The 22,516-nt window shown below is 73.8% G+C and carries 19 protein-coding genes; 6 read left to right on the plus strand and 13 right to left on the minus strand.

The genetic code is table 11. From position 1 onward, the window contains the following. Positions 1-35: 35 nt before the first annotated feature. The gene (locus AB0C76_RS18965) at positions 36-476 is read right to left on the minus strand and encodes a molybdenum cofactor biosynthesis protein MoaE (RefSeq protein WP_359966241.1); all 441 of its coding nucleotides are present in this window, start codon (positions 474-476) and stop codon (positions 36-38) included. A 187-nt stretch (positions 477-663) separates the two neighbouring features. Continuing rightward, positions 664-1,707, minus strand: a complete 1,044-nt coding sequence (locus AB0C76_RS18970; RefSeq protein ID WP_359966244.1) for an NAD-dependent epimerase/dehydratase family protein — start codon at positions 1,705-1,707, stop codon at positions 664-666. A 304-nt stretch (positions 1,708-2,011) separates the two neighbouring features. On the opposite strand from AB0C76_RS18970, the gene AB0C76_RS18975 reads away from it, so the two are divergent. Together AB0C76_RS18975 and AB0C76_RS18980 are read left to right on the plus strand one after the other, a co-directional pair. Next, positions 2,012-3,547 (plus strand): zinc-dependent metalloprotease, encoded by a 1,536-nt coding sequence (locus AB0C76_RS18975; protein ID WP_359966247.1) that lies wholly within the window; start codon positions 2,012-2,014, stop codon positions 3,545-3,547. Next, a complete protein-coding gene (locus tag AB0C76_RS18980; protein ID WP_359966250.1) occupies positions 3,544-4,131 on the plus strand; it encodes an NUDIX domain-containing protein in 588 nt (195 codons plus the stop codon). The genes AB0C76_RS18975 and AB0C76_RS18980 overlap by 4 nt, the downstream gene beginning before the upstream one ends. Before the next feature lie 165 nt (positions 4,132-4,296). Here AB0C76_RS18980 and AB0C76_RS18985 read toward each other — a convergent pair whose 3' ends face one another. Further along, positions 4,297-4,962, minus strand: a complete 666-nt coding sequence (locus AB0C76_RS18985; RefSeq protein WP_359966253.1) for a M48 family metallopeptidase — start codon at positions 4,960-4,962, stop codon at positions 4,297-4,299. Positions 4,963-5,286: 324 nt separating this feature from the next. Here AB0C76_RS18985 and AB0C76_RS18990 point away from each other — a divergent pair, with 324 nt between their 5' ends. Then, positions 5,287-6,372: a TOMM precursor leader peptide-binding protein gene (locus AB0C76_RS18990; RefSeq protein ID WP_359966256.1), complete on the plus strand. Its 1,086-nt coding sequence runs from the start codon at positions 5,287-5,289 to the stop codon at positions 6,370-6,372. 205 nt (positions 6,373-6,577) lie between these two features. Here the strand turns inward: AB0C76_RS18990 and AB0C76_RS18995 are convergent, their stop codons facing one another. Then, positions 6,578-8,101 (minus strand): MFS transporter, encoded by a 1,524-nt coding sequence (locus tag AB0C76_RS18995; RefSeq protein WP_359966259.1) that lies wholly within the window; start codon positions 8,099-8,101, stop codon positions 6,578-6,580. 146 nt (positions 8,102-8,247) lie between these two features. On the opposite strand from AB0C76_RS18995, the gene AB0C76_RS19000 reads away from it, so the two are divergent. Both AB0C76_RS19000 and AB0C76_RS19005 read left to right on the plus strand, forming a co-directional pair. Further along, a complete protein-coding gene (locus AB0C76_RS19000) occupies positions 8,248-8,967 on the plus strand; it encodes a TetR/AcrR family transcriptional regulator C-terminal domain-containing protein (RefSeq protein ID WP_359966262.1) in 720 nt (239 codons plus the stop codon). Positions 8,968-9,116: 149 nt separating this feature from the next. Continuing rightward, positions 9,117-10,481: an AarF/ABC1/UbiB kinase family protein gene (locus AB0C76_RS19005; RefSeq protein ID WP_359966265.1), complete on the plus strand. Its 1,365-nt coding sequence runs from the start codon at positions 9,117-9,119 to the stop codon at positions 10,479-10,481. Between the two features lie 197 nt (positions 10,482-10,678). On the opposite strand, the gene AB0C76_RS19010 is transcribed toward AB0C76_RS19005, so the two are convergent. From AB0C76_RS19010 to AB0C76_RS19025, 4 genes are all read right to left on the minus strand, one after another. After that, complete coding sequence (locus AB0C76_RS19010; protein ID WP_359966313.1) at positions 10,679-10,921, minus strand: hypothetical protein; 243 nt, start codon at positions 10,919-10,921, stop codon at positions 10,679-10,681. Between the two features lie 149 nt (positions 10,922-11,070). Beyond that, the gene (locus AB0C76_RS19015) at positions 11,071-11,388 is read right to left on the minus strand and encodes a WhiB family transcriptional regulator (RefSeq protein ID WP_329928159.1); all 318 of its coding nucleotides are present in this window, start codon (positions 11,386-11,388) and stop codon (positions 11,071-11,073) included. A 215-nt stretch (positions 11,389-11,603) separates the two neighbouring features. Next, positions 11,604-12,071, minus strand: coding sequence for a hypothetical protein (locus AB0C76_RS19020; protein WP_359966268.1), 468 nt, complete (start codon positions 12,069-12,071; stop codon positions 11,604-11,606). 269 nt (positions 12,072-12,340) lie between these two features. Continuing rightward, positions 12,341-14,506: an ATP-dependent DNA helicase UvrD2 gene (locus AB0C76_RS19025; protein ID WP_359966316.1), complete on the minus strand. Its 2,166-nt coding sequence runs from the start codon at positions 14,504-14,506 to the stop codon at positions 12,341-12,343. Between the two features lie 339 nt (positions 14,507-14,845). Between AB0C76_RS19025 and AB0C76_RS19030 the strand changes: the two genes are divergently transcribed. Next, positions 14,846-15,103, plus strand: a complete 258-nt coding sequence (locus AB0C76_RS19030; protein WP_329928084.1) for a mycoredoxin — start codon at positions 14,846-14,848, stop codon at positions 15,101-15,103. 33 nt (positions 15,104-15,136) lie between these two features. Here AB0C76_RS19030 and AB0C76_RS19035 read toward each other — a convergent pair whose 3' ends face one another. The 5 genes from AB0C76_RS19035 to AB0C76_RS19055 form a co-directional block, all read right to left on the minus strand. After that, the gene (locus tag AB0C76_RS19035; protein WP_359966271.1) at positions 15,137-15,976 is read right to left on the minus strand and encodes a GntR family transcriptional regulator; all 840 of its coding nucleotides are present in this window, start codon (positions 15,974-15,976) and stop codon (positions 15,137-15,139) included. Positions 15,977-16,218: 242 nt separating this feature from the next. Further along, positions 16,219-17,160, minus strand: coding sequence for an NAD(+) diphosphatase (nudC, locus tag AB0C76_RS19040; protein WP_359966274.1), 942 nt, complete (start codon positions 17,158-17,160; stop codon positions 16,219-16,221). A gap of 113 nt (positions 17,161-17,273) precedes the next feature. After that, positions 17,274-18,677: a dipeptidase gene (locus AB0C76_RS19045; protein ID WP_359966276.1), complete on the minus strand. Its 1,404-nt coding sequence runs from the start codon at positions 18,675-18,677 to the stop codon at positions 17,274-17,276. A 158-nt stretch (positions 18,678-18,835) separates the two neighbouring features. Continuing rightward, positions 18,836-21,709, minus strand: a complete 2,874-nt coding sequence (locus tag AB0C76_RS19050; RefSeq protein WP_359966279.1) for an FtsX-like permease family protein — start codon at positions 21,707-21,709, stop codon at positions 18,836-18,838. Beyond that, positions 21,706-22,479, minus strand: a complete 774-nt coding sequence (locus AB0C76_RS19055; RefSeq protein ID WP_359966282.1) for an ABC transporter ATP-binding protein — start codon at positions 22,477-22,479, stop codon at positions 21,706-21,708. The genes AB0C76_RS19050 and AB0C76_RS19055 overlap by 4 nt, the downstream gene beginning before the upstream one ends. Positions 22,480-22,516 lie beyond the last annotated feature (37 nt).

Raw genomic sequence — 22,516 nt, forward strand, 5'->3', positions numbered from 1 at the left:
GCGCCTGACGCTCCGCGTGCTGGGAACGTGCGGGTTCAGCAGCTGCCGGCGCCGACCCACTCCTCCTCGCCGTCGGCGAAGACCTGGTGCTTCCAGATCGGCACCTCGTGCTTGAGGTCGTCGATGAGCCGGCGAGCGGCGGCGAAGGCCTCGCCCCGGTGGGCGCAGGAGACCGCGACGATCACGGCCTTGTCGGTGATCTCCAGCCGGCCGATCCGGTGCACCGCGGCGAGCGCGCGGACCGGGAAGTCCGCGACGATCTTCTCGGCGATGCGGCGCATCTCCTGCTCGGCCGTGGGGTGGCAGCTGTACTCCAGCGCGGCCACCGACTTGCCGCCGTCGTGGTCACGGACCGTCCCGACGAAGACGGTCGTGCCGCCGGCCGCGTCGTCGCCCACCGCCTCGTACACCTCGTCCAGGGAGAGCGGGGTGTCGCGGACGGCGAGCAGGCGGATGGGGTCGTGGTTCTCGGACATGACCCCATGATTGCCCATCCGGGGTGGTCCCGGGCAAGGGGCTTCCGCATCACGATCCGGGAATTTCGCATCGTGAGAAGTCGGGGTGCGACCTGCCCCCTGCGCTCCGGCTCGCGGCGCTCTCTCGGGCCGCCCGTCCGGACGTCCCACGCGGAACGCCCCGGTGCGGGCGCCCCCGTCGGACTCCTCAGAAGCGGCGCCGCTTGCGCGCCCGCCGCACCAGCGCCGCCGTGCCGACCAGCGCCACCGTCGCCCCGGCCGCGCCCAGGCTGGTCGCCGCCTCCTTGCCGCCCAGGCGCCGCCCGGCCACCGCGTGCTTGCCCGCCACCTGCGCCAGCAGCTCCGCCAGTACCTGCTCGTTCGTCCAGTCCGGACGCCAGCCCGCCTCGTGCAGCCGGCTGCCGGACACCACCCAGGGGTACATCGTGTAGGCCAGGTCCCCGGCCGGCGCCGGGGTCAGGCCCAGGCGGTGCAGCCGGGCCGCGGTGCCGAGCGCCAGGGCGGCCGGCAGCTCCATGCGGCGGATGCCGGACAGCCGCTCCACGTCCTCCTGCTCCAGCCAGCCGTCGCAGCCGACCGTCACCTCGCCCTCGACCAGGCCGAGCGCCGCGTACTCCAGCGCCGTCGCCAGGTCTTCCACGTGGCAGAACTGCCAGCACGGCCGCGAACCGGCCACCACCAGCAGCCGGGGCGCCTCGAAGTGCCGGGTCAGCACCGTGTCCACGCCCGGACCCACCACGACCGCCGGGCGCAGCACCGTCACCTGCAGCCCCGGGTGGGCGCGCGGCGCCCGCCGGGCCAGGCGCTCGATCTCCAGGAGGTCCCCGACCAGCGAGGCCTCCTCCGTCGCCCGCAGCTCGGAGTCCTCGGCCAGCGGCACCTCGTTGTCGGCCAGCGCGCCGTAGACCATCGCCGACGTGCACAGCACCACCCGGTGCACCCCGGCCGCGGCGGCGGCGGTCAGCACGGTCTGCGCGCCGCGCACGTTGTAGGCGCTGCGGGCCCGCGGATCGGACTCCATGCCGAAGTCCATCGCCAGGTGCACCACGACGTCGACACCGGCCAGCCGCTCGGCGACCGCCGGGTCCCGCACGTCCAGCACCCGCCACTGCACGCCCGGCACGTCACCGCGCCGGTCGTCCACCGCGAGGACCTTCTTCACGTGCGGGGAGGCCACCAGGCGGGCCGCGACCCGCTCGCCGAGCACTCCCGCGGCTCCCGTGACGGCCACGACGACCGGCCGGCCGCCGTAGGCTGGAGGCGGCGACGCCGTGGTGTCCGGGGCGTCCTCTCCTCCGGTCAGCCCAGAGCGAACGTCCGAGGGCGGGGAACTCACCGGCCATCCTCCACGGTTAGCTTATGTGCGTACGTACGTGTGTCACGTACGTCCATCCTGCCCGAGGCGAAGGCCCCGCGGTGCACCCGGCGCGGGCCCGCCGCGCGGGAACCGCTCGCGAGTCCCCACTCCACCGCCGCCCCGGGCCCGCAGGATTTCCCGCCACACCCGCATGACGGCCGACCGGATCGAGGACCCCGTGAGCGACCTTCCCTTCGGATTCGGCGTTCCGCCCGAGGAGCCCGAGGACGGCAAGGCCAAGCCCGACGACGAGCAGAAGAAGAAGGACCAGGGCTCGCAGAGCGCCGACCAGAGCGGCCCCCAGCCCTTCGGTTTCGGCGCCGGCAACCCCTTCGGCGCGCTGTTCGGGATGCCCGGCGCCCCGGGCGCCCCCGGCGCGGGCGACAACCCGTTCGCCGCGATGTTCGGCGGCCTCAACCCGGGCGACCTCGGCGCCGCGTTCCAGCAGCTCGGACAGATGCTCTCCTTCGAGGGCGGCCCGGTGAACTGGGACCTCGCCACGAACATCGCCCGCCAGACCGTCGTCGCCGAGCCCGCCGAGGGCAAGAGCAAGGACCGCTCGGTCAGCGCCGCCGAGCGCTCCGCCGTCGCCGAGGCCGTCCGGCTCGCCGACCTCTGGCTCGACGGCGCCACCGAGTTCCCCTCCGGCGCCGGCACCGCCGTCGCCTGGAGCCGCGCCGAGTGGATCGAGGCCACCCTCCCGGTCTGGAAGGACCTCGTCGACCCCGTCGCCGAACGCGTCGGCACCGCCATGGGCGGCGTCCTGCCCGAGGAGATGCAGGCCATGGCCGGCCCCCTCATGGGCATGATGCGCTCCATGGGCGGCGCCATGTTCGGCACCCAGATCGGCCAGGCCCTCGGCGCCCTCGCCGCCGAGGTCGTCGGCTCCACCGACGTCGGCCTGCCCCTCGCCCCGGCCGGCAAGGCCGCGCTGCTGCCCCAGAACGTCGCCGAGTTCGGCGAGGGCCTCAGCGTGCCCGCCGAGGAGGTCCGCCTCTACCTCGCGCTGCGCGAGGCCGCCCACCAGCGCCTCTTCGCCCACGTGCCGTGGCTGCGCGCCCACCTGCTGGGCGCCGTCGAGGCCTACGCGCGCGGCATCAAGGTCGACACCTCCCGCATGGAGGAACTCGTCGGCCAGCTCGACCCCAGCAACCCCGAGGCACTCCAGGAGGCGCTCGCCGGCGGCCTCCTCCAGCCCGAGGACACCCCCGAGCAGAAGGCCGCCCTCGCCCGCCTGGAGACCGCGCTCGCCCTCGTCGAGGGCTGGGTCGACGCCGTCGTCCACACCGCCGCCGAGCCCCACCTGCCCCAGGCCGGAGCCCTGCGCGAGACCGTCCGCCGCCGCCGCGCCGCCGGCGGCCCCGCCGAGCAGACCTTCGCCACCCTCGTCGGCCTGGAGCTGCGCCCGCGCCGCCTGCGCGACGCCGCCCGGCTCTGGGCGCTGCTCGCCGACGCCCGCGGCATCGAGGGCCGCGACGCCCTCTGGCAGCACCCCGACATGCTGCCCACCGCCGCCGACCTCGACGACCCGGACGCCTTCGTGCACCGCGGCGCGGCCGGCGACCTGGAGGGCGGCATCGACTTCGACGCGCTCGACAAGCTGCTCGGCGAGGCCGCGGCCGGCGGCACCACCGACCTGACCAAGGGCGACGCCCCCGAGAAGGACGGGCCCGAGCAGGACGGCACCGACGGAAAGGGCGAGCCCACCGCATGACCGCCACCGACCCGGGGGCGTCCGCCCTGCACGCGGACGCCGTCGGCACCCTGACCCGGTGGCGGCCCGCCGACCAGGACCAGGAACAGCTGCGGCTGGACTACCTGGAGCACCTGCACGCGCAGCCCGAGGGCCTGTACCGCTCCTGCCTGCCCGCCCACATCACCGCGAGCGCCGCGGTCGTCGACCCGGCGGCCGGGCGGGTGCTGCTCACCCTGCACCCCAAGGTCGGCCTGTGGCTGCAGATGGGAGGGCACTGCGAACCGGGCGACGCCGACCTCGCGTCGGCCGCGCTGCGCGAGGCCGTCGAGGAGTCCGGCATCCCGGACCTCACCCTGCTCGCGGTCGACGGCCGGCCCGCCCCGGCCAAGCTCGACCGGCACCAGGTCCGCTGCACCGGCAAGGACCGGCCGGAGAACACCCACCTGGACGTCCAGTACATCGCGCTGGCCCCGGCCGGCGCGCAGGCACTGATCAGCGAGGAGTCGCTGGACCTGCGCTGGTTCGACTACGACGGCCTGCCCGAGCTGACCGACCACTCGGTGCGCGACCTCGTCGCGCGGGCCAGGCGGCTCACGAGCTGAGGTGCGACAGCCGGAAGGGGGCGCGGGCCGCATTGGCCCACGCCCCCTTCCGTCGCTCCCACGTTCGATCGCACGGCCCCGCCGCGCCGCTGCCCGCCCTCCCCGTCTCCCTGCCTTCCCCCGCTTCCCGCCTTCCCCCGTCTCCTGCCTTCCCCGCCGGACTCCTCAGCCGCAGGAACGCGCCGGATCGGACTCCGGGTCCGCGCTCCTGGCCCCAGGGATGTGCGGCAGCCGCGCCGCCGACACCACGCCCTCCAGGTACCCGCGCGCCCGCTCCGTCCGGGGATAGGCCTCCAGCAGCGCCCAGAACCCCGGACCGTGGTCCGGCACCAGCAGGTGCGCCAGCTCGTGCAGCAGCACGTAGTCGAGCACGTACTCCGGCATCCCCTGGAGGCGGTGTGAGAGCCGGATCGTCCGCTCGCTCGGCGTGCACGAGCCCCAGCGCGAATTCTGGTTCGTGACCCAGCGGACCTGGGCCGGCTTCGCCCGGCCGTCCAGGTACTCGGCCGACAGCTCGCGGGCCCGCGCCTCCAGCGCGTCGTCCCCCGGGATCCGGCGACTCTCCTGCGCGGCCAGCTTCTCCAGCATCTGCGCGACCCACCGCTGCTCCTCGGCATGCGACATCCGCGCCGGGATCAGGACGACGGTGCGGTCGCCCTCGCGGTAGGCCGAGACGGTGCGGCTGCGGCGGGCACTGCGGCGCACCTCGACCCGCGTACGGTCGTGCGGCTCCCCCGGCTTGGGCGGGGACGGCTGGTGCTGCGACTGGTGCTGCGGCTGCGCGGATTTCGGCTGCTGGTCCGGGCGCCCGCGCGTGCTCGGCGCCGCCACTTGCGACCCGGACGCTGCACGGGCACGTCGACGCGACGCCGGTGGATGGGAGTCCCGCTCGGCTGCCATGGCACACGACGTTACCCGCTACCACTGACAGAAGTCCGCTGCCATGGCCGAAATCTTTCGTGGAGTGATCGGGAACGAAAGGCCGACACAGGGTGTCCGGAAACCGACGCCAGGGCGGATGTCCAGTTATCCACAGGGTCCGCGAACCGATGATGTGATCATGGGCCAGTGCCTGTGGATAACCCGGCGCACGAGGTCGCCCCGATCGGGCAAGCTGCCGTCAGCCGTCCGAAAACGATCGGAAAGGAGACCGCCGTGCGCCTCGCCCTCAAACCCGCCCTGTCCCGCAGCTGGCGCGACACCGAGACCCTGCAGTTCGGGACCATCAGCCGCTACGCGGGAGTGGTCGAGCACGCCGACAAGACCCTGTGCGACTTCCTGGGCCTGCTCGACGGCACCCGGGACCGCCCCGCGCTGCTGGCGGCCGGCGAGAAGGCCGGGCTCGGCCGCGACCCGGCCGAGGCGCTGCTCGCCGAACTGGAGGAGGCCGGGCTCCTCGACGACGCGGAGGCGGCCGAGGCCGCGCTCGCCCGCTTCCCGCAGCCGCAGCGGGAACTGCTCGGGCCGGACCTCGCCTCGCTCTCACTGGTCCACTCCGGCCCGGGTGCCGCACCGGCGGTGCTCGCCCGGCGGGCGGACACCCGGATCGAGGTCCGCGGCGCGGGGCGGGTGGGAGCCGCCGTGGCGGCGGTGCTCGCAGCGGGCGGGGCGGGGGCCGTCACGGTGAAGGACGGCGGCCGCGTCCGCCCCGGCGACTGCTCCCCCGCGGGAGTGCCACCGTCCGACGTCGGGCGGCTGCGGATGACGGCGGCGAAGGAGGCGGTCCAGCGGGCCTCGGCCCGGCGTCCGGCACCCGCGCCGCGGCGGGCCGCGGACGAGCCGCCCGATCTCGTGGTGCTCGCGCCGCGGGACGGCAGCGGGGCGTTCGCGGGCGGGGCGTACGAGGCGCGGCAACTGCTGCGGGCCGGGGTGCCGCATCTCTATGTCGGAGTGGTGGAGGAGTTCGGGGTGGTCGGGCCCCTGGTGGTGCCGGGGGTGTCGGCCTGCGGGCACTGCCTGGTGCTGCGGAGGGAGGACGAGGACGCGGCGTGGCCACGGGTGCTGGCCCAGCTCGCGGACGGAGGACCGGGGCGTGCGCGCACCCCGGCCTGCGACACCGCGCTGGCCACCGCAGTGGCCGGTCTCGCGGCACTCCACGTCCAGGTGCTACTGGACGGCGGCCGACCGCCGAGCGTGGACGGGTGGTGCGAGTTCTCGGCCACCGACGGCATGCCGCGCCGGATGCGCCTGAGGGGCCACCCGGACTGCGGCTGCCTGTGGCAGCCGTTGCCACCGAGATAGCGCGCCGGGAGGCGGGAGGCGGGTGGGGAGGGGAGGGGTGGGGGGCGGGGGGGGAGGGGCCCCTCCCGGAACGGAGAACACGGAGTAGGTGGACAACAAGACGGAGAGGTCGGCCCCGCCGACTTCTCGCGCACAGCACCGAGAAGGCCGGTACCCCCTCAGGGGCACCGGCCTTCTCGGTGTGGAAACGTCGGACTGCGCCCCGTCAGGTGGCGAGCTCCGCGCCCTCCGCCCGCTCGTCGGCCGCATCGGCCGCCGCCCCCTGCTGCGCCCCCGCCGGGCGGCCCCGCATGACCAGCGTGGCCACCAGCGCCGCCGCGAGCACCCCGATCGCGCTGATCGTGAAGGTGGTCGTCATCGCGCTCGTGAACGCCTCCCGAGCGGTGTGCACGAGCCCGGCGTCCCCCTTCGCGACCGCCAGCGCCCCGGCGATCGAGTGCCTCGCCTCCTCCGGCAGCCCCGTCGGCATCCGGCCGGCGAAGCCGCTCGACAGCAGCGAGCCGAGGATCGCGATGCCGAGCGCGGTGCCGGCCTGCTGGATGGTGTCGTTGAGCGCCGAGCCGACGCCCGCCCTCTCCGCCGGGATCGTGCCCATCAGCGCCCCCACCGCGGCCGGCATGGCCAGACCGGCCCCGAGGCCGAGCAGCCCCAGCGCGACCGCCGGGACAGTGAAGCCGCCGTCGGCCGAGACGGTGGTCAGCAGCCCGAAGGCGGCGGCCATCGCGAGCATCCCGGCGAGGATCAGAGGGCGGTTGCCGATCAGCGCGGCGAACTTGGCCCCGGCCCCGTTGCCGATCAGCGCGGCGACGGCGAGCGGCATGAACGCGAGCCCCGCCTTGACCGGCGAGTAGCCCAGCACGAACTGCAGGTACTGGGTGAGCACCAGCAGCAGCCCGCCGTTGCCGATCTGGACCAGCGTCAGTGAGAGCGAGCCGCCGCTGAAGTCGCGGTGCCCGAAGAGGACCAGCGGCACCATCGGCGCGTCGGTGACGTTCTCCCAGACCACGAACCCGACGAGCGCCACCACCGCCACGCCCAGGGTGAGCAGCGACCGGCCGCCGAACGCGCCGTGCTGCGGGATCTCGATGATCCACCAGATCAGCGCCGTCATGCCGGCCGCGGACAGCACCGCGCCGAGCGGGTCCGGCTTCTGCCACGGCCCCCTGGACTCCGGCATCAGCACGAGACCGGCCAGGATCGCGAGGGCGACGACCGGAACGTTGAGGAAGAAGATCGAGTGCCACGAGAAGTGGTCGATCAGCACGCCGCCGAGGACCGGGCTGCCGACCAGGCCGAGCATCGCCACCGACCCCCAGGCCGCCATCGCCTTGCCGCGCTCGTCCTCGTCGAAGACGGTGATGAGGATCGACAGCGTCGACGGCATGATCAGCGCGCCGCCGACCCCCATCGCGACGCGGGAGGCGATCACCTCGCCGGGATTCGTGCAGAAGGTCGCGGCCAGGGACGCCGCGCCGAAGAGCAACAGGCCGATGATCATGACCTTCCGTCGGCCGAAGCGGTCACCGAGGCTGCCTGAGGTCAGCAGCAGCCCGGCGAAGACCAGGACGTAGGAGTCGAGGATCCACTGAGTGTCCTGGGCGTTCGCGCCGAGGTCCGCCGTCATCGAGGGCACCGCCACGGTCAGCGCCATGCTGTCGATCACCAGGACCAACGAGCTCAGGCACAGCACGATCAGAATCCACCAGCGGTGCGGGTTGCGGGCTTGCATGAGATCTCCCCTCTCCATGCGCACACCGTTCCCCCGGCGCGCACTGCGTTCCGTCGCTGCGCACACTGTACGCACCAAGGAACGCTGTGCGCAACTAGCGCTTGCTGTACGCTGACTGCGAACGGTGTACGCAGAAGGGGATGCCCATGGCCGTCAGCACGAACCCGATCCCGTCCGTATGGGCCCGCCGCCAGCGCGAGCCCGACCAGCCCTCGCTCAGCCGGGACGCGATCGTCCGCGAGGCGATCGTGATGCTCGACGCCGAGGGCACCGAGGCGCTGAGCATGCGCAAACTCGCCTCCCGCCTGAACGCCGGCGCGACCTCCCTCTACCGCCACGTCGCGACCAAGGACGAGCTCATGGAGCTCGCGGTCGACGAGGTCTTCGGTGAGATCGCCCTCCCGCCCGCCGACGGCCCCGACTGGCGCGCCGCCGCCACCGACGCCGCCCAGGCCTTCCGCGCGACGGTGTTGCGCCACCCCTGGCTGTCGTCCGTCCTCGGTCAGGCGGGCCTCGCCTACCTGGGCCCCAACCTGATGTCCTTCGCCGAGCAGCTGACCGTCCTCTTCACCGCCGCCGGGTTCCCCGAGCCGGTCCGGGCGATCGACACCCTGCTCTGCTACACGATCGGCATGGGCACCACGGAGTCGGCCTGGCTCACCACGGTGGCCCGGTCCGGCCAGACGGAGGCCGAGTTCATCGCCCGGCTCATGCCCGCCGCTCAGGAGGCGGCCGGCGACTTCGAGCACCTCGCCGACGCCTACGCGACCGCCGCCGGCACCGATCCGGTGACCACCCGCGACAGCAAGTTCAGTTACGGCCTGGAGGTCGTCCTCGACGGCCTGGCCCTGCGCCTGCCCCGCTGATCAGCTGAACCACTGCCGACCCGCCACCGGTCCGCCGCTCACGCCTGCGCGAAATACGGGCTGGTGCTGGGCGGCGAACGGGCACAATGGCGTAGTGATGGTCGGCCGTCCGGTACCGGGTGGCCGGGGGTGTGTCGGATGGAGGCCCGGTGAGCGATCTTCCGCGCAAGGCAGTGACCCGCACGGCACGGCTCGCCGCCCTGCCCCTGGGGATAGCCGGCCGCGCCACGCTCGGCCTGGGCAGGCGGATCGGCGGCCGGTCCGCCGAGGTGGTGACGGCCGAGCTGCAACAGGCCACCGCCGACCAGCTGTTCAAGGTGCTCGGCGAACTCAAGGGCGGGGCCATGAAGTTCGGGCAGGTCCTGTCCGTCTTCGAGGCCGCGCTGCCCGAGGAGGTCGCCGGCCCGTACCGGGCGGCGCTCACCAAGCTGCAGGACGCCGCTCCCCCGATGCCCGCCGCCAAGGTGCACGCCGCGCTCACCGAGCGCCTCGGGATCAACTGGCGTGAGCTGTTCCAGGAGTTCGACGACCGGCCGGCGGCCGCCGCCTCGATCGGCCAGGTGCACCGGGCGGTCTGGCACGACGGCCGCCGGGTCGCCGTCAAGGTGCAGTACCCGGGCGCGGGCGACGCGCTGCTCGCGGACCTGTCACAACTCAGCCGGGTCGCCTGGCTGCTGGGCCCGCTGATCCCGGGACTGGACATCAAGCCGCTGATCGCCGAGCTGCGCGAGCGGGTCTCCGAAGAGCTCGACTACGAGCTGGAGGCGCAGGCGCAGCGCCGGCACGCCGAGGAGTTCGCCGGCGATCCGGACATCGCGGTGCCCGGCGTGGTGGCGCAGGCGGATCAGGTCCTGGTGACGGAGTGGATGGACGGCACGCCGCTGGCGGAGGTGATCGCGGGCGGGAGCCAGGAGGAGCGGGACCGCGCGGGCCGGCTGCTGGCCCGGTTCCTGTTCGCCGGGCCGTCGCGGACGGGGTTGTTGCACGCGGATCCGCATCCGGGCAATTTCCGGTTGTTGAAGGACGACGGTCCGGTGTCGGGGTGGCGGCTGGGGGTGCTGGACTTCGGCACGGTGGACCGGTTGCCGGGTGGGTTGCCGGCGCCGATCGGGGCGTCGCTGCGGATGGCGTTGGCCGGTGACGCGACGGGCGTGCTGGAGATGCTGCGGGAGGAGGGCTTCGTGAAGCCCTCGATCGAGCTGGATCCGGACGCGGTGCTGGACTACCTGGTGCCGATCATCGAGCCGGCGGCGGTGGATTCGTTCCACTTCACGCGGGCGTGGATGCGGGCGCAGGCGGCGCGGATCGCGGATCCGCGGTCTCCGGCCTACAACCTGGGCAAGCAGTTGAACCTGCCGCCGTCGTACCTGCTGATCCACCGGGTGACGTTGAGCACGATCGGGGTGCTGTGCCAGCTGGGGGCGAAGGCGCCGTTCCGGGCGGAGATGCTGGAGTGGCTGCCGGAGTTCGCCGCGCAGGGGCCGGGTGGCAAACGGGCCCGCAAGGGTCGCTGAGTAGCGGGGAAGCCGAGAGGTCGGAGCCGAGTAAGCGACGAAACGGCCGCAGGCCGCTCCCCGGGTACGGGGGGCGGCCTGCGGTGCGACGGGGGTCTGCCGTTCGTCCTGTGCCAGTCCGGGCGCTCCGGCACGCGCCTGCGCGCGCGTGGCCGCGCATGGCCACGCGGCGCGCGCGTCGAACTGCGGTGGCGGACTTACATCAGGGCGACGGCGAGGGCCTTGCGGGCCCGCAGCGAGGCGCGCTCGGCCCGCTGCTTGAGCTTGCGCGCCCGGGCGATGCGCAGGACGAGCCGTTGGTGCTCGGCCTCGTGCAGCCGGTCTTGCATATGGGCGCGGGCCAGGGATTCGTGGAGGAGTTGCATTTCGAGGGTCCTGTTCTGGATCTGAAGTTCGTTGGCCTGTTCGGCGCGGACGGCGGGGTCGATGGCGGCGGTCATGTGGCGGTCCTGCTCGTGGTGCGTCGTCGGGAAGGGGTTGGTGCGGGCCGCGTCGGCCTTGGCGGCGGCGATCCGCACGGAGCGGCGGAGGGAACTGTCCAGTGGGGGCTGCTCTCCCCGGCGGACGGCTCCGGCTCCGAGGTCGGGGCTCACGCCATGACCTCGGTCTTGCGCGGACGGCCACGGGGCCGCTTGCGGGCCACGACGACGCCCTGGACGAAGAGCTCGCCACCCCAGACGCCCCAGGGCTCGCGGCGCTCGAGGGCGCCGGCCAGGCAGGCCTCCTTGACGGGGCAGGTGCCGCAGAGGGACTTCGCGTACTCGACGTCGGCGGGCGTCTCGGCGAAGAAGACCTCGGGGTCGAAGGCGCGGCAGGGGATGGGGAGACCGAGTGCCTCGGCCTGCTCGATCGAGCTGAGCTGCATGGAAAGAACCTCCGGGGGGTCGGCCTGGTCGGCCTTGGTGATCTGGCTTGTCGGCGGTACGGACGGGGTGGGCGGTGTGATGACCGTGGACACTGTCTGCGTCTTCCTCGTCTTCTCAGTGGTTCCGGCCCGGCTGACTGGTGGGGCTGGGCCGGAGGCCCCGGGGGGCCTGGGTGGTCGTGCGTACCGGACAAAACAGAAGGGCCGCGGATCCCGGTGTGACGGGTTCCGCGGCCCTGGAGGTGCCGACCTGAGGCTCAGGTTCGTTCTCTCCAGGGTTCAGGCCCGCGGAAGGCCCGCATCCGGATGGCCGTGGCGCCGATGAAGGCGGCCTCGGCCTGCTTGTTGATCTGCTGCTCGTTCTGCTTCTGGGCGTTTCCGGCACCGATGACCTGCGCATAGCCGCCATGCATGGCTGCGGCTACGACCGCCTTCGGTGCCTGGGTCGGTCGCTCGTCGCGCTCGGAGCGCGGCGTGCCGAACGACGCCCAGTCGCGGGACAGACCGGTCTCGACGGAGGTGCCTTCGATGCTCCTGCCGCCCGCGACGCACAGATCAGTGTGTCCGAGACCACTGACAGCGACGGAGGGGACGACGGAGACACCGGTGGTGTCGAGACCCAGACCGGTTCCACCGAGCTCTGCGGGCGCCCACAGGAGGGCATCACGCAGGGAGGCAGGGACAACGGTCTGGCCAGTCATTTTGGTGATCATGATGTTTCCCACTGTCTTCGCCTCCTCTCGGCGTCTCGCGGAGCCGGGTTTCCCCTGCTCCGATGTTCGGATGTCTGTCTCGGTGAAGCTTTGGGCGCGGGAACTCTGCACAGGCGTCACCCCGTGCGTTCGCGTCCCCTTGACCGCTCCGGCAGGCTATTGCGCTCCCGGTACGCCGCGCAAACTATTTTTCACGGCGGTTTTCGCGTCGCGCCGGACGGCGCGTTCCGATGCCCTGCGGGAGTCCCCTGAGCAGTCCCCGTGACCACGCCCGGACCGGCTCACGCCGGTTCGACCGGACCGTCGTCCACGACGTCGTCCGGTTCCTCCTCGGGCTCCTCCCCCGCACACAACGAGAGCACGGCGGCCCCGTACTTGTCCAGCTTCATGGCGCCGACCCCGGAGATCTGGGCCAGTTCCTGGCGGCTCGCGGGCACGTCCTCGGCGATCGCCATGAGCGTCGCGTCGGTGAACACGACGTAGGCGGGGGCGCCCTGCTTCCTGGCCTGCCCGGCGCGCCACTCGCGCAGCCGCTCGTACAGCGCCTCGTCCATGGTGGACGGGCAGTTCTCGCAGCGGCGGAGCTTGCGTTCGACGGCGTCGGTCAGGACGCGCTCGCAGACGCGGCACTTGACCGGTCCGCGGACCTTCCGCCCGGCGGCGCGCTCACCGAACTCCACGCCCCCGCGCCCGCCCCTCGCGCCGGTGCGGGTGCCGGGGGCGGCGGAGCCGGGGCGCAGCCCGTCGAGGAAGCGGGTGGGCTTGCGGCTGGCGCGGCCGCCCGGGGAGCGGGAGAGGGCCCAGGAGAGGGAGAGGTGCTTGCGGGCACGGGTGACGCCGACGTAGAGGAGGCGGCGCTCCTCCTCGACCTGTTCGTCGGTCTTGGCGTAGATGATCGGCAGGGTGCCCTCGGTGAGGCCGACGAGGTAGACGGCGTCCCATTCGAGGCCCTTGGCGGCGTGCAGGGAGGCGAGGGTGACGCCTTCGACGGCGGGGGCGTGCTGGGCGGCGGCGCGGGCGTCGAGTTCGGCGACGTAGGCGGCGAGGTCCGCGCCCAGGCCTTCGGCGGTGCGGGTGCGTTCGAACTCCCCGGCGAGCCGGACGAGGGCGGCGAGGGACTCCCAGCGGTCGCGGACGGCGCCGGAGCCGGCCGGGGGTTCGGGGGTGAAGCCGCGGCTGGCGAGGACGGCGCGGACCTGGCCGGCGAGGTCGGCGCCGTCGGTGAGGGGGTCGGCGGCGGCACGGGCGGCACCGCGCAGCAGGACGCCGGCGTCGCGGACCTCGGGGCGTTCGAAGAACCGCTCGGCGCCCTTGAGCTGGTAGGGGACGCCGAGGTCGGCGAGGGCCTGTTCGTAGACCTCGGACTGGCCGTTGGTGCGGAACAGGACGGCGACCTCGCTGGCGCGGACGCCGGTGGCGAGGAGGTCCTTGATGCGGCGGGCGGTGGTCTCGGCCTCGGTGGGCTCGTCCTCGTACTCGGTGTAGCCGGGTTCGGGGCCGGCCTCGCGCTGGGAGACGAGTTCGAGGCGGTGGCGGGCGGCCTCGCCGCGGGCCTGGGCGAGGAGTCCGTTGGCGAGGTGGACGACCTGGGGGGTGGAGCGGTAGTCGCGCACGAGCTTGACGACGGTGGCCTCGGGGTGGCGGCTGCGGAAGTTGAGCAGGTAGTCGGGGGTGGCGCCGGTGAAGGAGTAGATGGTCTGGCTGGCGTCGCCGACGACGCAGAGGCTGGCGCCGCCGCCGGGGCCGGTCCACTGGTCGAGGAGGCGCTGCTGGAGCGGGGAGACGTCCTGGTACTCGTCGACGGTGAAGTGCCGGTACTGGGCGCGGACCTGGTCGGCGATGTCGGGGCGGTCCTCCAGGATGGCGGCGGTGAGCAGGAGGACGTCCTCGAAGTCGATGACGCCGCGGCGGCTCTTGGCCTCCTCGTAGACGCGGTAGACCTGGGCGGTCTCGGCGGGGTCGCGGGGGGCGTCGCGGCCGGACTTCTGGACGGCGGCGGGGTAGTCGTCGGGGCCGATCTGGGTGACCTTGGCCCATTCGATCTCGGCGGTGAGGTCGCGCAGTTCGGTGCGCTGGACGCGCAGGCCGCACCGGCCGGCGGATTCGGCGACGAGCTGGATCTTGCGTTCGAGCAGCTGCGGGACGGGCCCGCCGACGGCGCGGGGCCAGAAGTACTGGAGCTGGCGCAGGGCGGCTGCGTGGAAGGTGCGGGCCTGGACGCCGTCGGCTCCGAGCTGGCGCAGGCGGCCGCGCATCTCGCCGGCGGCGCGGGCGGTGAAGGTGACGGCGAGGACCTGCTGGGGCTGGTAGACGCCGCTGCGCACGCCGTAGGCGATGCGGTGGGTGATGGCGCGGGTCTTGCCCGTGCCGGCGCCGGCGAGGACGCAGACGGGCCCGTGCAGGGCGGTGGCGACGGCGCGCTGTTCGGGGTCGAGGCCGGCGAGCACGGCGTCGGGGCCGGCGTCGCGGGCCGCGGCCGCGGGGTCGGTCCAGAGGTCGCCGGGGCCGCCGCTCAAGAGGTCTTCCTGCATGCGTTCCATCCTCTCAGCCCGGTGGGACAACCGGGGCCGGGTTGTCCACAGGCCCGGTGTGATCGCAGGATGATCGCTCTGCCTCTCCGGGCCGCAGCAGCCTCTCCGGGCCGCAGCAGCCTCTCCGGGCCGCAGCAGCCCCTCCGCGACGCGGCGGTCCCTCCGGGCCGCGGCGGCCGGAATGCCCGCCGGGCGTCGGACGTTGCGTCCGGAGAACCAGAGACCGTCCGCCCCCTCCCCTAAGGAGTCCCCCCGATGTCCGGCACCGTGACGATGTACAGCACGACCTGGTGTGGGTACTGCAATCGACTCAAGAGCCAGCTGGACCGTGAAGGCATCGGCTACACCGAGATCAACATCGAGGAGGACCCGGCGTCGGCGTCCTTCGTCGAGTCGGTGAACAACGGCAACCAGACGGTCCCGACGGTGCTGGTGACGCCGGCGGGCGGCGGCGAGCGGGTGGTCATGACCAACCCGAGCCTGCTGCAGGTCAAGAAGGCCCTCGCGGCCTGATCCCGGCCCGTCGGCCCGGCCCCGGCACGCGTCTCAGGGCGCGTCGGCCGGGGCCTGGTCGACGGGCGCCGCGGGCGCGGGCAGCGTGGTGCGCGCACCGAGGTCGCCGACGCCGTAGACGAGCCGGCAGCGGTCGGCCGAGTAGCGGGTCTCGATGACCCGCACCGGCCCGCGCCGGTCGTAGGTGACGCGGGTCTGCACCATGAGCGGCACGCCGGGGCCGCCCTGGAACCACTGGGCCTCCTCTGGTCCCGGCATCCGGGCCACGAGGTGGTCGACGGCGCCGATCTCGGTGCGGCCGAGGGCCGCGAGGACGGCCTCGTCCCCGCCCTCGACGGCGTCGGGCTCCATCAGCGGGGTGCCCGCGGCGAGCCCGGCCCGGTAGTGGCTCTCCTCGATCGAGTACGGCTCGCGGTCCAGCGTGCGCAGCTGGCGGCGCACGACGATGGCCTCGCCGGGGCGCAGTCCGAGGCGTTCGGCGATGTCGACGCGGGCGCGGACGATCATCATCTCGAAGTCGGTGCCGAGTTCGCGGCCGGCGTCGGCGGCCTCGCCGAGGTAGACGGCGCTGGGGACGGCGAGGCAGTCGCGCGGGGCGCTGGGCAGTGCGGGGCCGTAGGCGCGGTGGTCGAGGACGGGGTGTTCGCGCAGGTAGGTGCCCTTGCCCTGGAGGCGGACGAGCCGGCCTTCGTTGACGAGGACGTCGACGGCGAGGCGGACGGTGTTGCGGGCGACTCCGTACTGGCGTTCCAGTTCGCTCTCGACCGGGAGGGCGGCGTCGGCGGTGAACTCGCCCTCGGCGATGCGGCGGCGCAGGTCGGCGGCGAGACGCTGGTATTTGGGGGATTGGGCGGTGCCCCGGGGAATTGTCACCCGAGTGAATGTAGCGAGCGCGGTGACGCGGTTTCAGCCGTTTCCGGCAATGTCGTCCGCGCGGGTCGTCGACGCACGCCGGGTGGCGTACGGCCTGGGCGGGCAAGGCCCGTCCGGTCACGAACATCTGGAGGGCGCGGCTTCCGGAACGGATCGAAATCGGAAAAGGGGGCGCGTGTTACGTGCCACGCGCCCCCTTTTCCGGAGCTTTCCAGCGCTTTCCGGGAGCGCCCGGGAGCAGATTACCAGCGCGCCGCGGACGGCAGCGGTTCGCCGTACCAGAGTTCGACGAGGTGACGCGCGATCGAGATCCCCGAGGGCGGCAGGATCTCCCCCGCCTCCATGCCGGCCCGCAGCTCCTCGCGCGAGAACCAGCGCGCCTCGGCGAGCTCCTCGCCGTCCACCGTGATCTCGGTGCCGCCGGGCAGGGCCTTGCCGGTGAAGCCGAGCATCAGGCTGGACGGGAACGGCCAGGGCTGGCTGGCGACGTACTGCACCTCGCCGACCCGCACGCCGGCCTCCTCGTGGACCTCGCGGGCGACGGCCTGCTCGATCGACTCCCCCGGCTCGACGAAACCGGCCAGGGTGGACCAGCGGCCCTCGGGCCACAGCGCCTGGCGGCCGAGCAGGCAGCGGTCCTGCTCGTCGGTGATCACCATGATCACCGCCGGGTCGGTGCGCGGGTAGTGCTCGGCCGCGCAGGAGGTGCAGCGCCGCACGTGCCCGGCGCCGGCCTTCTCGGTCGGGTGGCCGCAGCGCGAGCAGAAGCTGTGCAGGCGGTGCCAGTGCTCCAGGGCGACGGCGTGCACGAGCAGCCCCGCGTCGCGGTCGGAGAGCAGTGCGCCGACCTCGCGCAGCCCGGCCGGGCGGGCGTCGCCGTCCAGCCGCCCGGGCAGGCTCTCGCCGGCCAGCGCGAAGTAGGAGACGCCGTCCTCGTCGGTGCCGAGGAAGTACCGGTCCCCGGTCTGCGGCGCCTCGAAGGAGGGCAGCAGGACCAGCTCGGTGCCCCCGGCGGTGTCGACGACGAAGGCCTCGCCGCCCGCGATCGGCAGCACCCGGGTGTTCGGGTGGCTCCAGGCCGCGGCGAGCCAGGGCTCGTCGAACCGGTGCTCGGCCGCCCGGTCCACGCCGGCCCGGGCCAGTGCCAGGTACAGGGGGCGTTCGGTCTCAGGCACGGTGCTCACGTCGTTCCATCCCCACGTGGTACATCAGGTGAATCATCCGGATGAGTGATCTGACTGCCGGGGCGGCCCCGGTGGGCCCGGGCCCGCTCATGCTCCCGCCTCGCCGCGCCCGCTCACGCGCCGGGCCGGAAGTTCTCGGCCAGGTCGCCCCACAGGTAGGCGGCGGTCTCCACGCCCTTGAGCAGCAGGTCGAGTTCGACCTTCTCGTTGACCGAGTGCCAGCCGTCGGAGGGCACCGAGATCCCGAGGAACAGCACCGGCGCGCCGAGCACGTCCTGGAGGTCGGCGGCGGGGCCGGAGCCTCCCTCGCGGGTGAAGAGGACCTTCTGCTCGAAGGCCCGGCCCATCGCACGGACGGTGGACTGCAGCGCCGGGTGGTCCAGCGGCGTCAGGCAGGGCCGGGTGGCGCCGGGGAAGACCAGCTCGTGGCGGATGCCCGCGGGCACCCGCTCGGCCACCCACGCGCGCACGGCCTCGCGGACCTTCTCCACCTCCTGCCCGGCGACCAGCCGGAAGGAGAGCTTGAGGTGCGCCGACGCCGGGACGATGGTCTTGCCGCCGGGGCCGGTGTAGCCGCCCCAGATGCCGTTGACCTCGGCGGTCGGGCGGGCCCAGATCCGCTCCAGCGTGGAGTAGCCGGCCTCGCCGCGCGTGCCGGAGGACTTGGCGACCGCCAGCCACTGCTCCTCGTCGAAGGGCAGTTCGGCGAACAGCGCGCGCTCGCGCTCGGTCAGCTCGATCACGCCGTCGTAGAAGCCGGGCACGGCGACCCGCCGGTCGTCGTCGTGCAGGGCGGCGGCCAGCTCGGCCGCGACCTGCGCCGGGTTGGGGACGGCGCCGCCGAAGGAGCCGGAGTGGATGTCGGTGTCCGGCCCGTACAGGTCGATCTGGGCGTCGGCCAGGCCGCGCATGCCGGTGCAGACGGTCGGCGTGCTCTCCGACCACATGCCGGTGTCCGAGATGATCACCACGTCGGCGGCCAACCGCTCCGCCTCGCGCCGGACCAGGGCCGGGAAGTGCGGCGAGCCGGACTCCTCCTCGCCCTCGATCAGCAGCTTGAGGTTGACGGCCGGCGCGGTGCGCCCGGTGGCGGCCAGGTGGGCCCGCACACCCAGGGTGTGGAAGAACACCTGGCCCTTGTCGTCGGCCGCGCCGCGCGCGAACATCCGCCCGTCGACGACGGTCGGCTCGAACGGGTCGGTGTCCCAGCCGTCCTCCTTCGCGGCCGGCTGGACGTCGTGGTGCCCGTAGACCAGGACGGTCGGGGCGGACGAGTCACCGGAGGGCCACTCGGCGAACACCGCCGGCAGGCCGTCCGTCTCCCAGACCTCCGCCACCGGGAAGCCGGTGTCGCGCAGCTTGGCGGCCAGCCACTCGGCGGAACGCCGCACGTCCCCGGCGCGGGCCGGGTCGGCGGAGACCGACGGGATGCGCAGCCAGTCGGACAGGTCGGCCAGGAAGCCGGACCGGTGCTGGTCGATGTAGGAGCGGACGGCGCTGTCCGGGGTTCTCGTCATACCGACGACTGTAGTTCGCCCGTACGGGTGCCCGCCCCGGCCGTCCGGCCGCCGGGCCCGAAGGGGACTGTAACCTCCGTCACCCCGCCCGCCGTGGTGTGGCGGGCGGGGCCGGCGGACGGTCGCCGTGGGCGGGCGGCGGACAGGCGGGCGCGGGCTCAGCCGCTGCGGCGCAGCAGGGTGATCCGCGAGCGGGTGAGCAGGGTGGCGAGGCCGACGGCGATGATCGGCAGGCCGATCACGAGGAGGCCGACGTTGCCCCACGGGACGACCACCAGGGACCGGTTGGCCATCTCCTCGGGGCTGATGCCGGGGTAGGGCTCGACCGCGCCGAGGACCTTGCGCAGGGCGACGGCGGGGACGGCTCCGCAGACGATGCCGAGGAGGGTGCCCATGGCGGCGATGACGCCGCACTGGAAGCCGGAGAGCGTGCGCCGGATCCGGGGTGTGGCGCCGACGGCGGCGAGGGTGGTGAGGTCGCGCTGGGAGTCGGCGGCGGCGAGTCCGGTGGCGATGCCGGCGGCGCCGAGGGCGACGAGGGCGGCGAAGCCGGCCAGGCCGAGGCTGATGAGGTCGCCCTTTGGCTGGTAGCCGCGTTCGACCGAGAACTCGGTGTGGTCGGCGAGTTTGCCGATGGCGCCGGCGGCCTTCTGTTCGGCGCCGTCGCTGGGCGCGGTGGCCGGCAGCCAGACGGAGCCCCCGTCCACGACGCCGAGGCCGAGGCGGCGGGCGGTGTCGGGGCTGATGACGGCGATGCCGGTCTGGATGGGCGAGTTGGCGAGGTAGGCGTCGATGGTGGTCTCGTGCCGCCGCTTGCGGTCCTCCTCCTCGGACGGGACGTAGGGGGCGGACTTGGTGCCGGCGGCGGGCAGCGGCATCGGGTCGTTGGTCTGGAGGATCAGTTTGCCGTCCTTGATGTAGCGCGGGTCGAGGACGACGGCCTTGCCGTCGGCGAGGGCCTGGGTGGCGGCCGGGTCGGTGATGCCGTGCAGGTTGCGCAGCATGGTGGCGTCCCCGGCGCCGATGCCGCCGTAGACGGCGGTTCCGCGCCGGCCGGCGCTGAACTGGCAGCGCTTGTCGTCGTGGCGCAGCCGCTTGATCTCGTCGGAGGAGAGGCTGCCGTGGTCGTCCTCCAGGGGACAGCGGAGGTCCTTGGGCAGGAGGGGCGAGATCCATCCGCAGGTGCCCTGGTGCTCCCCGCAGCCGGCGGGGTAGATGAGCTTCTTGACGTCGGCGCGCGGGCCGAGGTCGGGGACGCTGGACTCGACGGCGTCGCGCATCCGGGGCAGGAGGGAGCCGTCGGAGGCGGCGCCCCAGCCGGTGCCGAGGAGGACCGCGCCGGCGGGGGCGGAGGCCTCGTAGCCGCGGCGGTTCTGTTCGTCGGCGCTGGCGGCGTAGATGGACACGGCGACGGAGCCGGCGACGGCGGCCATGACGGCGGCGACGGCGGGGGCGGTGCGGCCGCGGTGGCGCACCGAGTCGCGCAGGGCGAGGCGGGGGCCGAGCGGCAGCCAGCGGCCGGTTCGACCGAAGAGGCCGACGAGGTAGGGCACCAGGGCGACCATCCCGAGTTCGGCGATCATCGAGCCGCCGAGGACGGCGACGGTGCGGCTGGCGATGCCGCTGGCGGCGCCGAGCAGGGCGAGGGCGGTGCCGCCGCCGAGCATGACGAGGCCGAGGAGGGCGAGCCAGCGGTTGGGCGGCTTGAGGGAGTCGCGGCCGGTGAGCGCGGAGACGACGTCCTGGCGGGCGGCCTGGACGGCCGGGACGATGGCCGCGAGCAGGCCGGTGACGATGCCGATGAGCAGGACCCCGGCGAGGTCGAGCGGCTGGAGGGCGAAGTGCCCGAAGCGGTGGCCGGCGTAGTCCTCGGCACGGGTGCGCAGGAGGGCGACGAGGCCGATGCCGACGGCGAGGCCGGCGGCGGCGCCGGCGGTGCCGAGGACGACGCCGCCGCCGAGGACGACGGCGCGGATCTGGGCGCGGTCACCGCCACCGGCGGCGATCAGGCCGAGCTGCCGCCGGGAGCGCCTGGCCCCGACGGCGAAGGCGGGGCCCGCGAGGAGCACGATCTCCAGGAGGGCCATGCCGACGACGGTGCCGAGGATGACGATGGCGGTGCGGTCGAGGAGCGCGGGTCCGGCGCCGTTGTTCTGGTCGGCGTAGAAGGGGACGGCCGCGCGCGGCGGTGGGTCGAGGAGGACGGCGCGGGAGGCGGCGGTGAAGCCGTACTTGTTGAGTTCGATGACCTTGGGCCAGTCGAGCACGGCGCCGGCGGGCATCTTGACGAGCCAGTTGCCGCCCGTGCGCGGAGTCGCGCCGGGGAGTTTGGCGAGCGGTTCGACGAGCTCTCCGGGGCGGGCGACGAGGGTGGTGGCGCTGAGTTCGCCGGGGTACTCGACGACGCCGGTGATGGTGAAGGGGGTGGCGTCGAGGCCGCGGACGGTGGTGGTGGCGCCGAGCTTGAGGCCGGAGCGGTCGAGGAAGGTACGGGTCACGGCGATCTCGCGGGGGGCGCTCGGTGCGCGGCCCCCGACGAGGTTGATCTTGCCGCGCCAGACGGGGTCGGTGAGGTCGGCCTCGGTCGTGTCGGCGGAGATGAGACCCTGGGCGCTGCTGGTCGCGGTGTAGGAGCCCATGCCCTCGGGGACGAGGGTGGTGCCGACGGGCAGGAGGGCGCCGGCCAGTTCGGCGGGGTCGGTGTCGCGGCTGCGCCGTTGTTCGGGCGTGAGGTCGGGTGCGCCCGCCTTGGTGGCGACGGGCTGCTCGAAGCTGCTGCCTTCGCTGGGGTCGGGGGCCTGCCTGATCGTCACGCCGCCTTCGAGGAAGCGCAGTTCCGCGTCGGACTGGCCCATCAGGCGGGTGGCGCGTTCGGCGGGGCTGAGCTCGGCGCTGCGGTAGACGACGTCGGCGCCGGTGACGCCGAGGACGGGCAGGGCGACCATGGCGACCACGAGGGCGCTGCGGCCCTTGGCGCGCAGGGCGTCGCGGCGGGCTATGCGCAGGGCGACCCGCCAGGAGCTGAACTTCACTCCTCCCCCTGTCGCTTGGCGTTGGTGGCGGCGCTGACGAGCAGGCTGCCGGCGTCCTGGCTGATGCTCTCGTCGACCATGCGTCCGTCGCGCAGGAAGACGACGCGGTCGGCCCAGGCGGCGTGGCGGGCCTCGTGGGTGACCATCATGGCGGCGGCGCCGGCGTCGCAGCGGGCGCGCAGGACGGCGAGGACGGCCTCGCCGGTGGTGGAGTCGAGGGCGCCGGTGGGTTCGTCGGCGAGGACGAGGCGGCGGTCGCCGATGAGGGCGCGGGCGATGGCGACGCGCTGCTGCTGGCCGCCGGACATGTCATCGGGGAAGCGGTCGGCGAGCTCGGGGATGCCGAGCTCCTCCAGGGCGGCGAGGGCCTCGCGGCGGGCGGCGCGGGCGGAGAGGCCGTCCAGTTCGCGCGGGAGGGAGATGTTCTCGGCGGCGGTCAGGGCCGGGATCAGGTTGTAGTCCTGGAAGACGTAGCCGACGGAGCGGCGGCGGACCTCGGCGAGGCGCTTGCGGCTCAGGCCGCCGAGGGCGACGCCCTCGACGAGGACCTGGCCGCTGGTCGGGGTGTCGAGGCCGCCGGCGAGGGTGAGCAGGGTCGACTTGCCGGAGCCGGACGGGCCCATGACGGCGACGAACTCGCCGGGGTCGACCCGCAGGTCGATCTGACGCAGGGCGTGTACCTCTGCTGCGCCCTGGCCGTGCACCCGGCTGATGCCGTCCAGGTGCAGGACGGGCCGGACGCCGGTGCTGGTCGGGTCTGTGTAGGACACGGTCCCCCCTCTTGCTGGTTATGGGCCCGGTCGCGGC

The organism is Kitasatospora sp. NPDC048722, assembly GCF_040650235.1.
Taxonomy (GTDB): Bacteria; Actinomycetota; Actinomycetes; order Streptomycetales; family Streptomycetaceae; genus Kitasatospora.

Excerpts from the sequence above, each read along its gene's own strand:
- AB0C76_RS18965 (WP_359966241.1), bottom strand. The coding sequence starts at position 476 with ATGTCCGAGAACCACGACCCCATCCGCCTGCTCGCCGTCCGCGACACC.
- AB0C76_RS18980 (WP_359966250.1), top strand. The coding sequence starts at position 3,544 with ATGACCGCCACCGACCCGGGGGCGTCCGCCCTGCACGCGGACGCCGTC.
- AB0C76_RS18995 (WP_359966259.1), bottom strand. The coding sequence starts at position 8,101 with ATGCAAGCCCGCAACCCGCACCGCTGGTGGATTCTGATCGTGCTGTGC.
- AB0C76_RS19000 (WP_359966262.1), top strand. The coding sequence starts at position 8,248 with ATGGCCGTCAGCACGAACCCGATCCCGTCCGTATGGGCCCGCCGCCAG.
- AB0C76_RS19010 (WP_359966313.1), bottom strand. The coding sequence starts at position 10,921 with ATGACCGCCGCCATCGACCCCGCCGTCCGCGCCGAACAGGCCAACGAA.
- AB0C76_RS19030 (WP_329928084.1), top strand. The coding sequence starts at position 14,846 with ATGTCCGGCACCGTGACGATGTACAGCACGACCTGGTGTGGGTACTGC.
- AB0C76_RS19045 (WP_359966276.1), bottom strand. The coding sequence starts at position 18,677 with ATGACGAGAACCCCGGACAGCGCCGTCCGCTCCTACATCGACCAGCAC.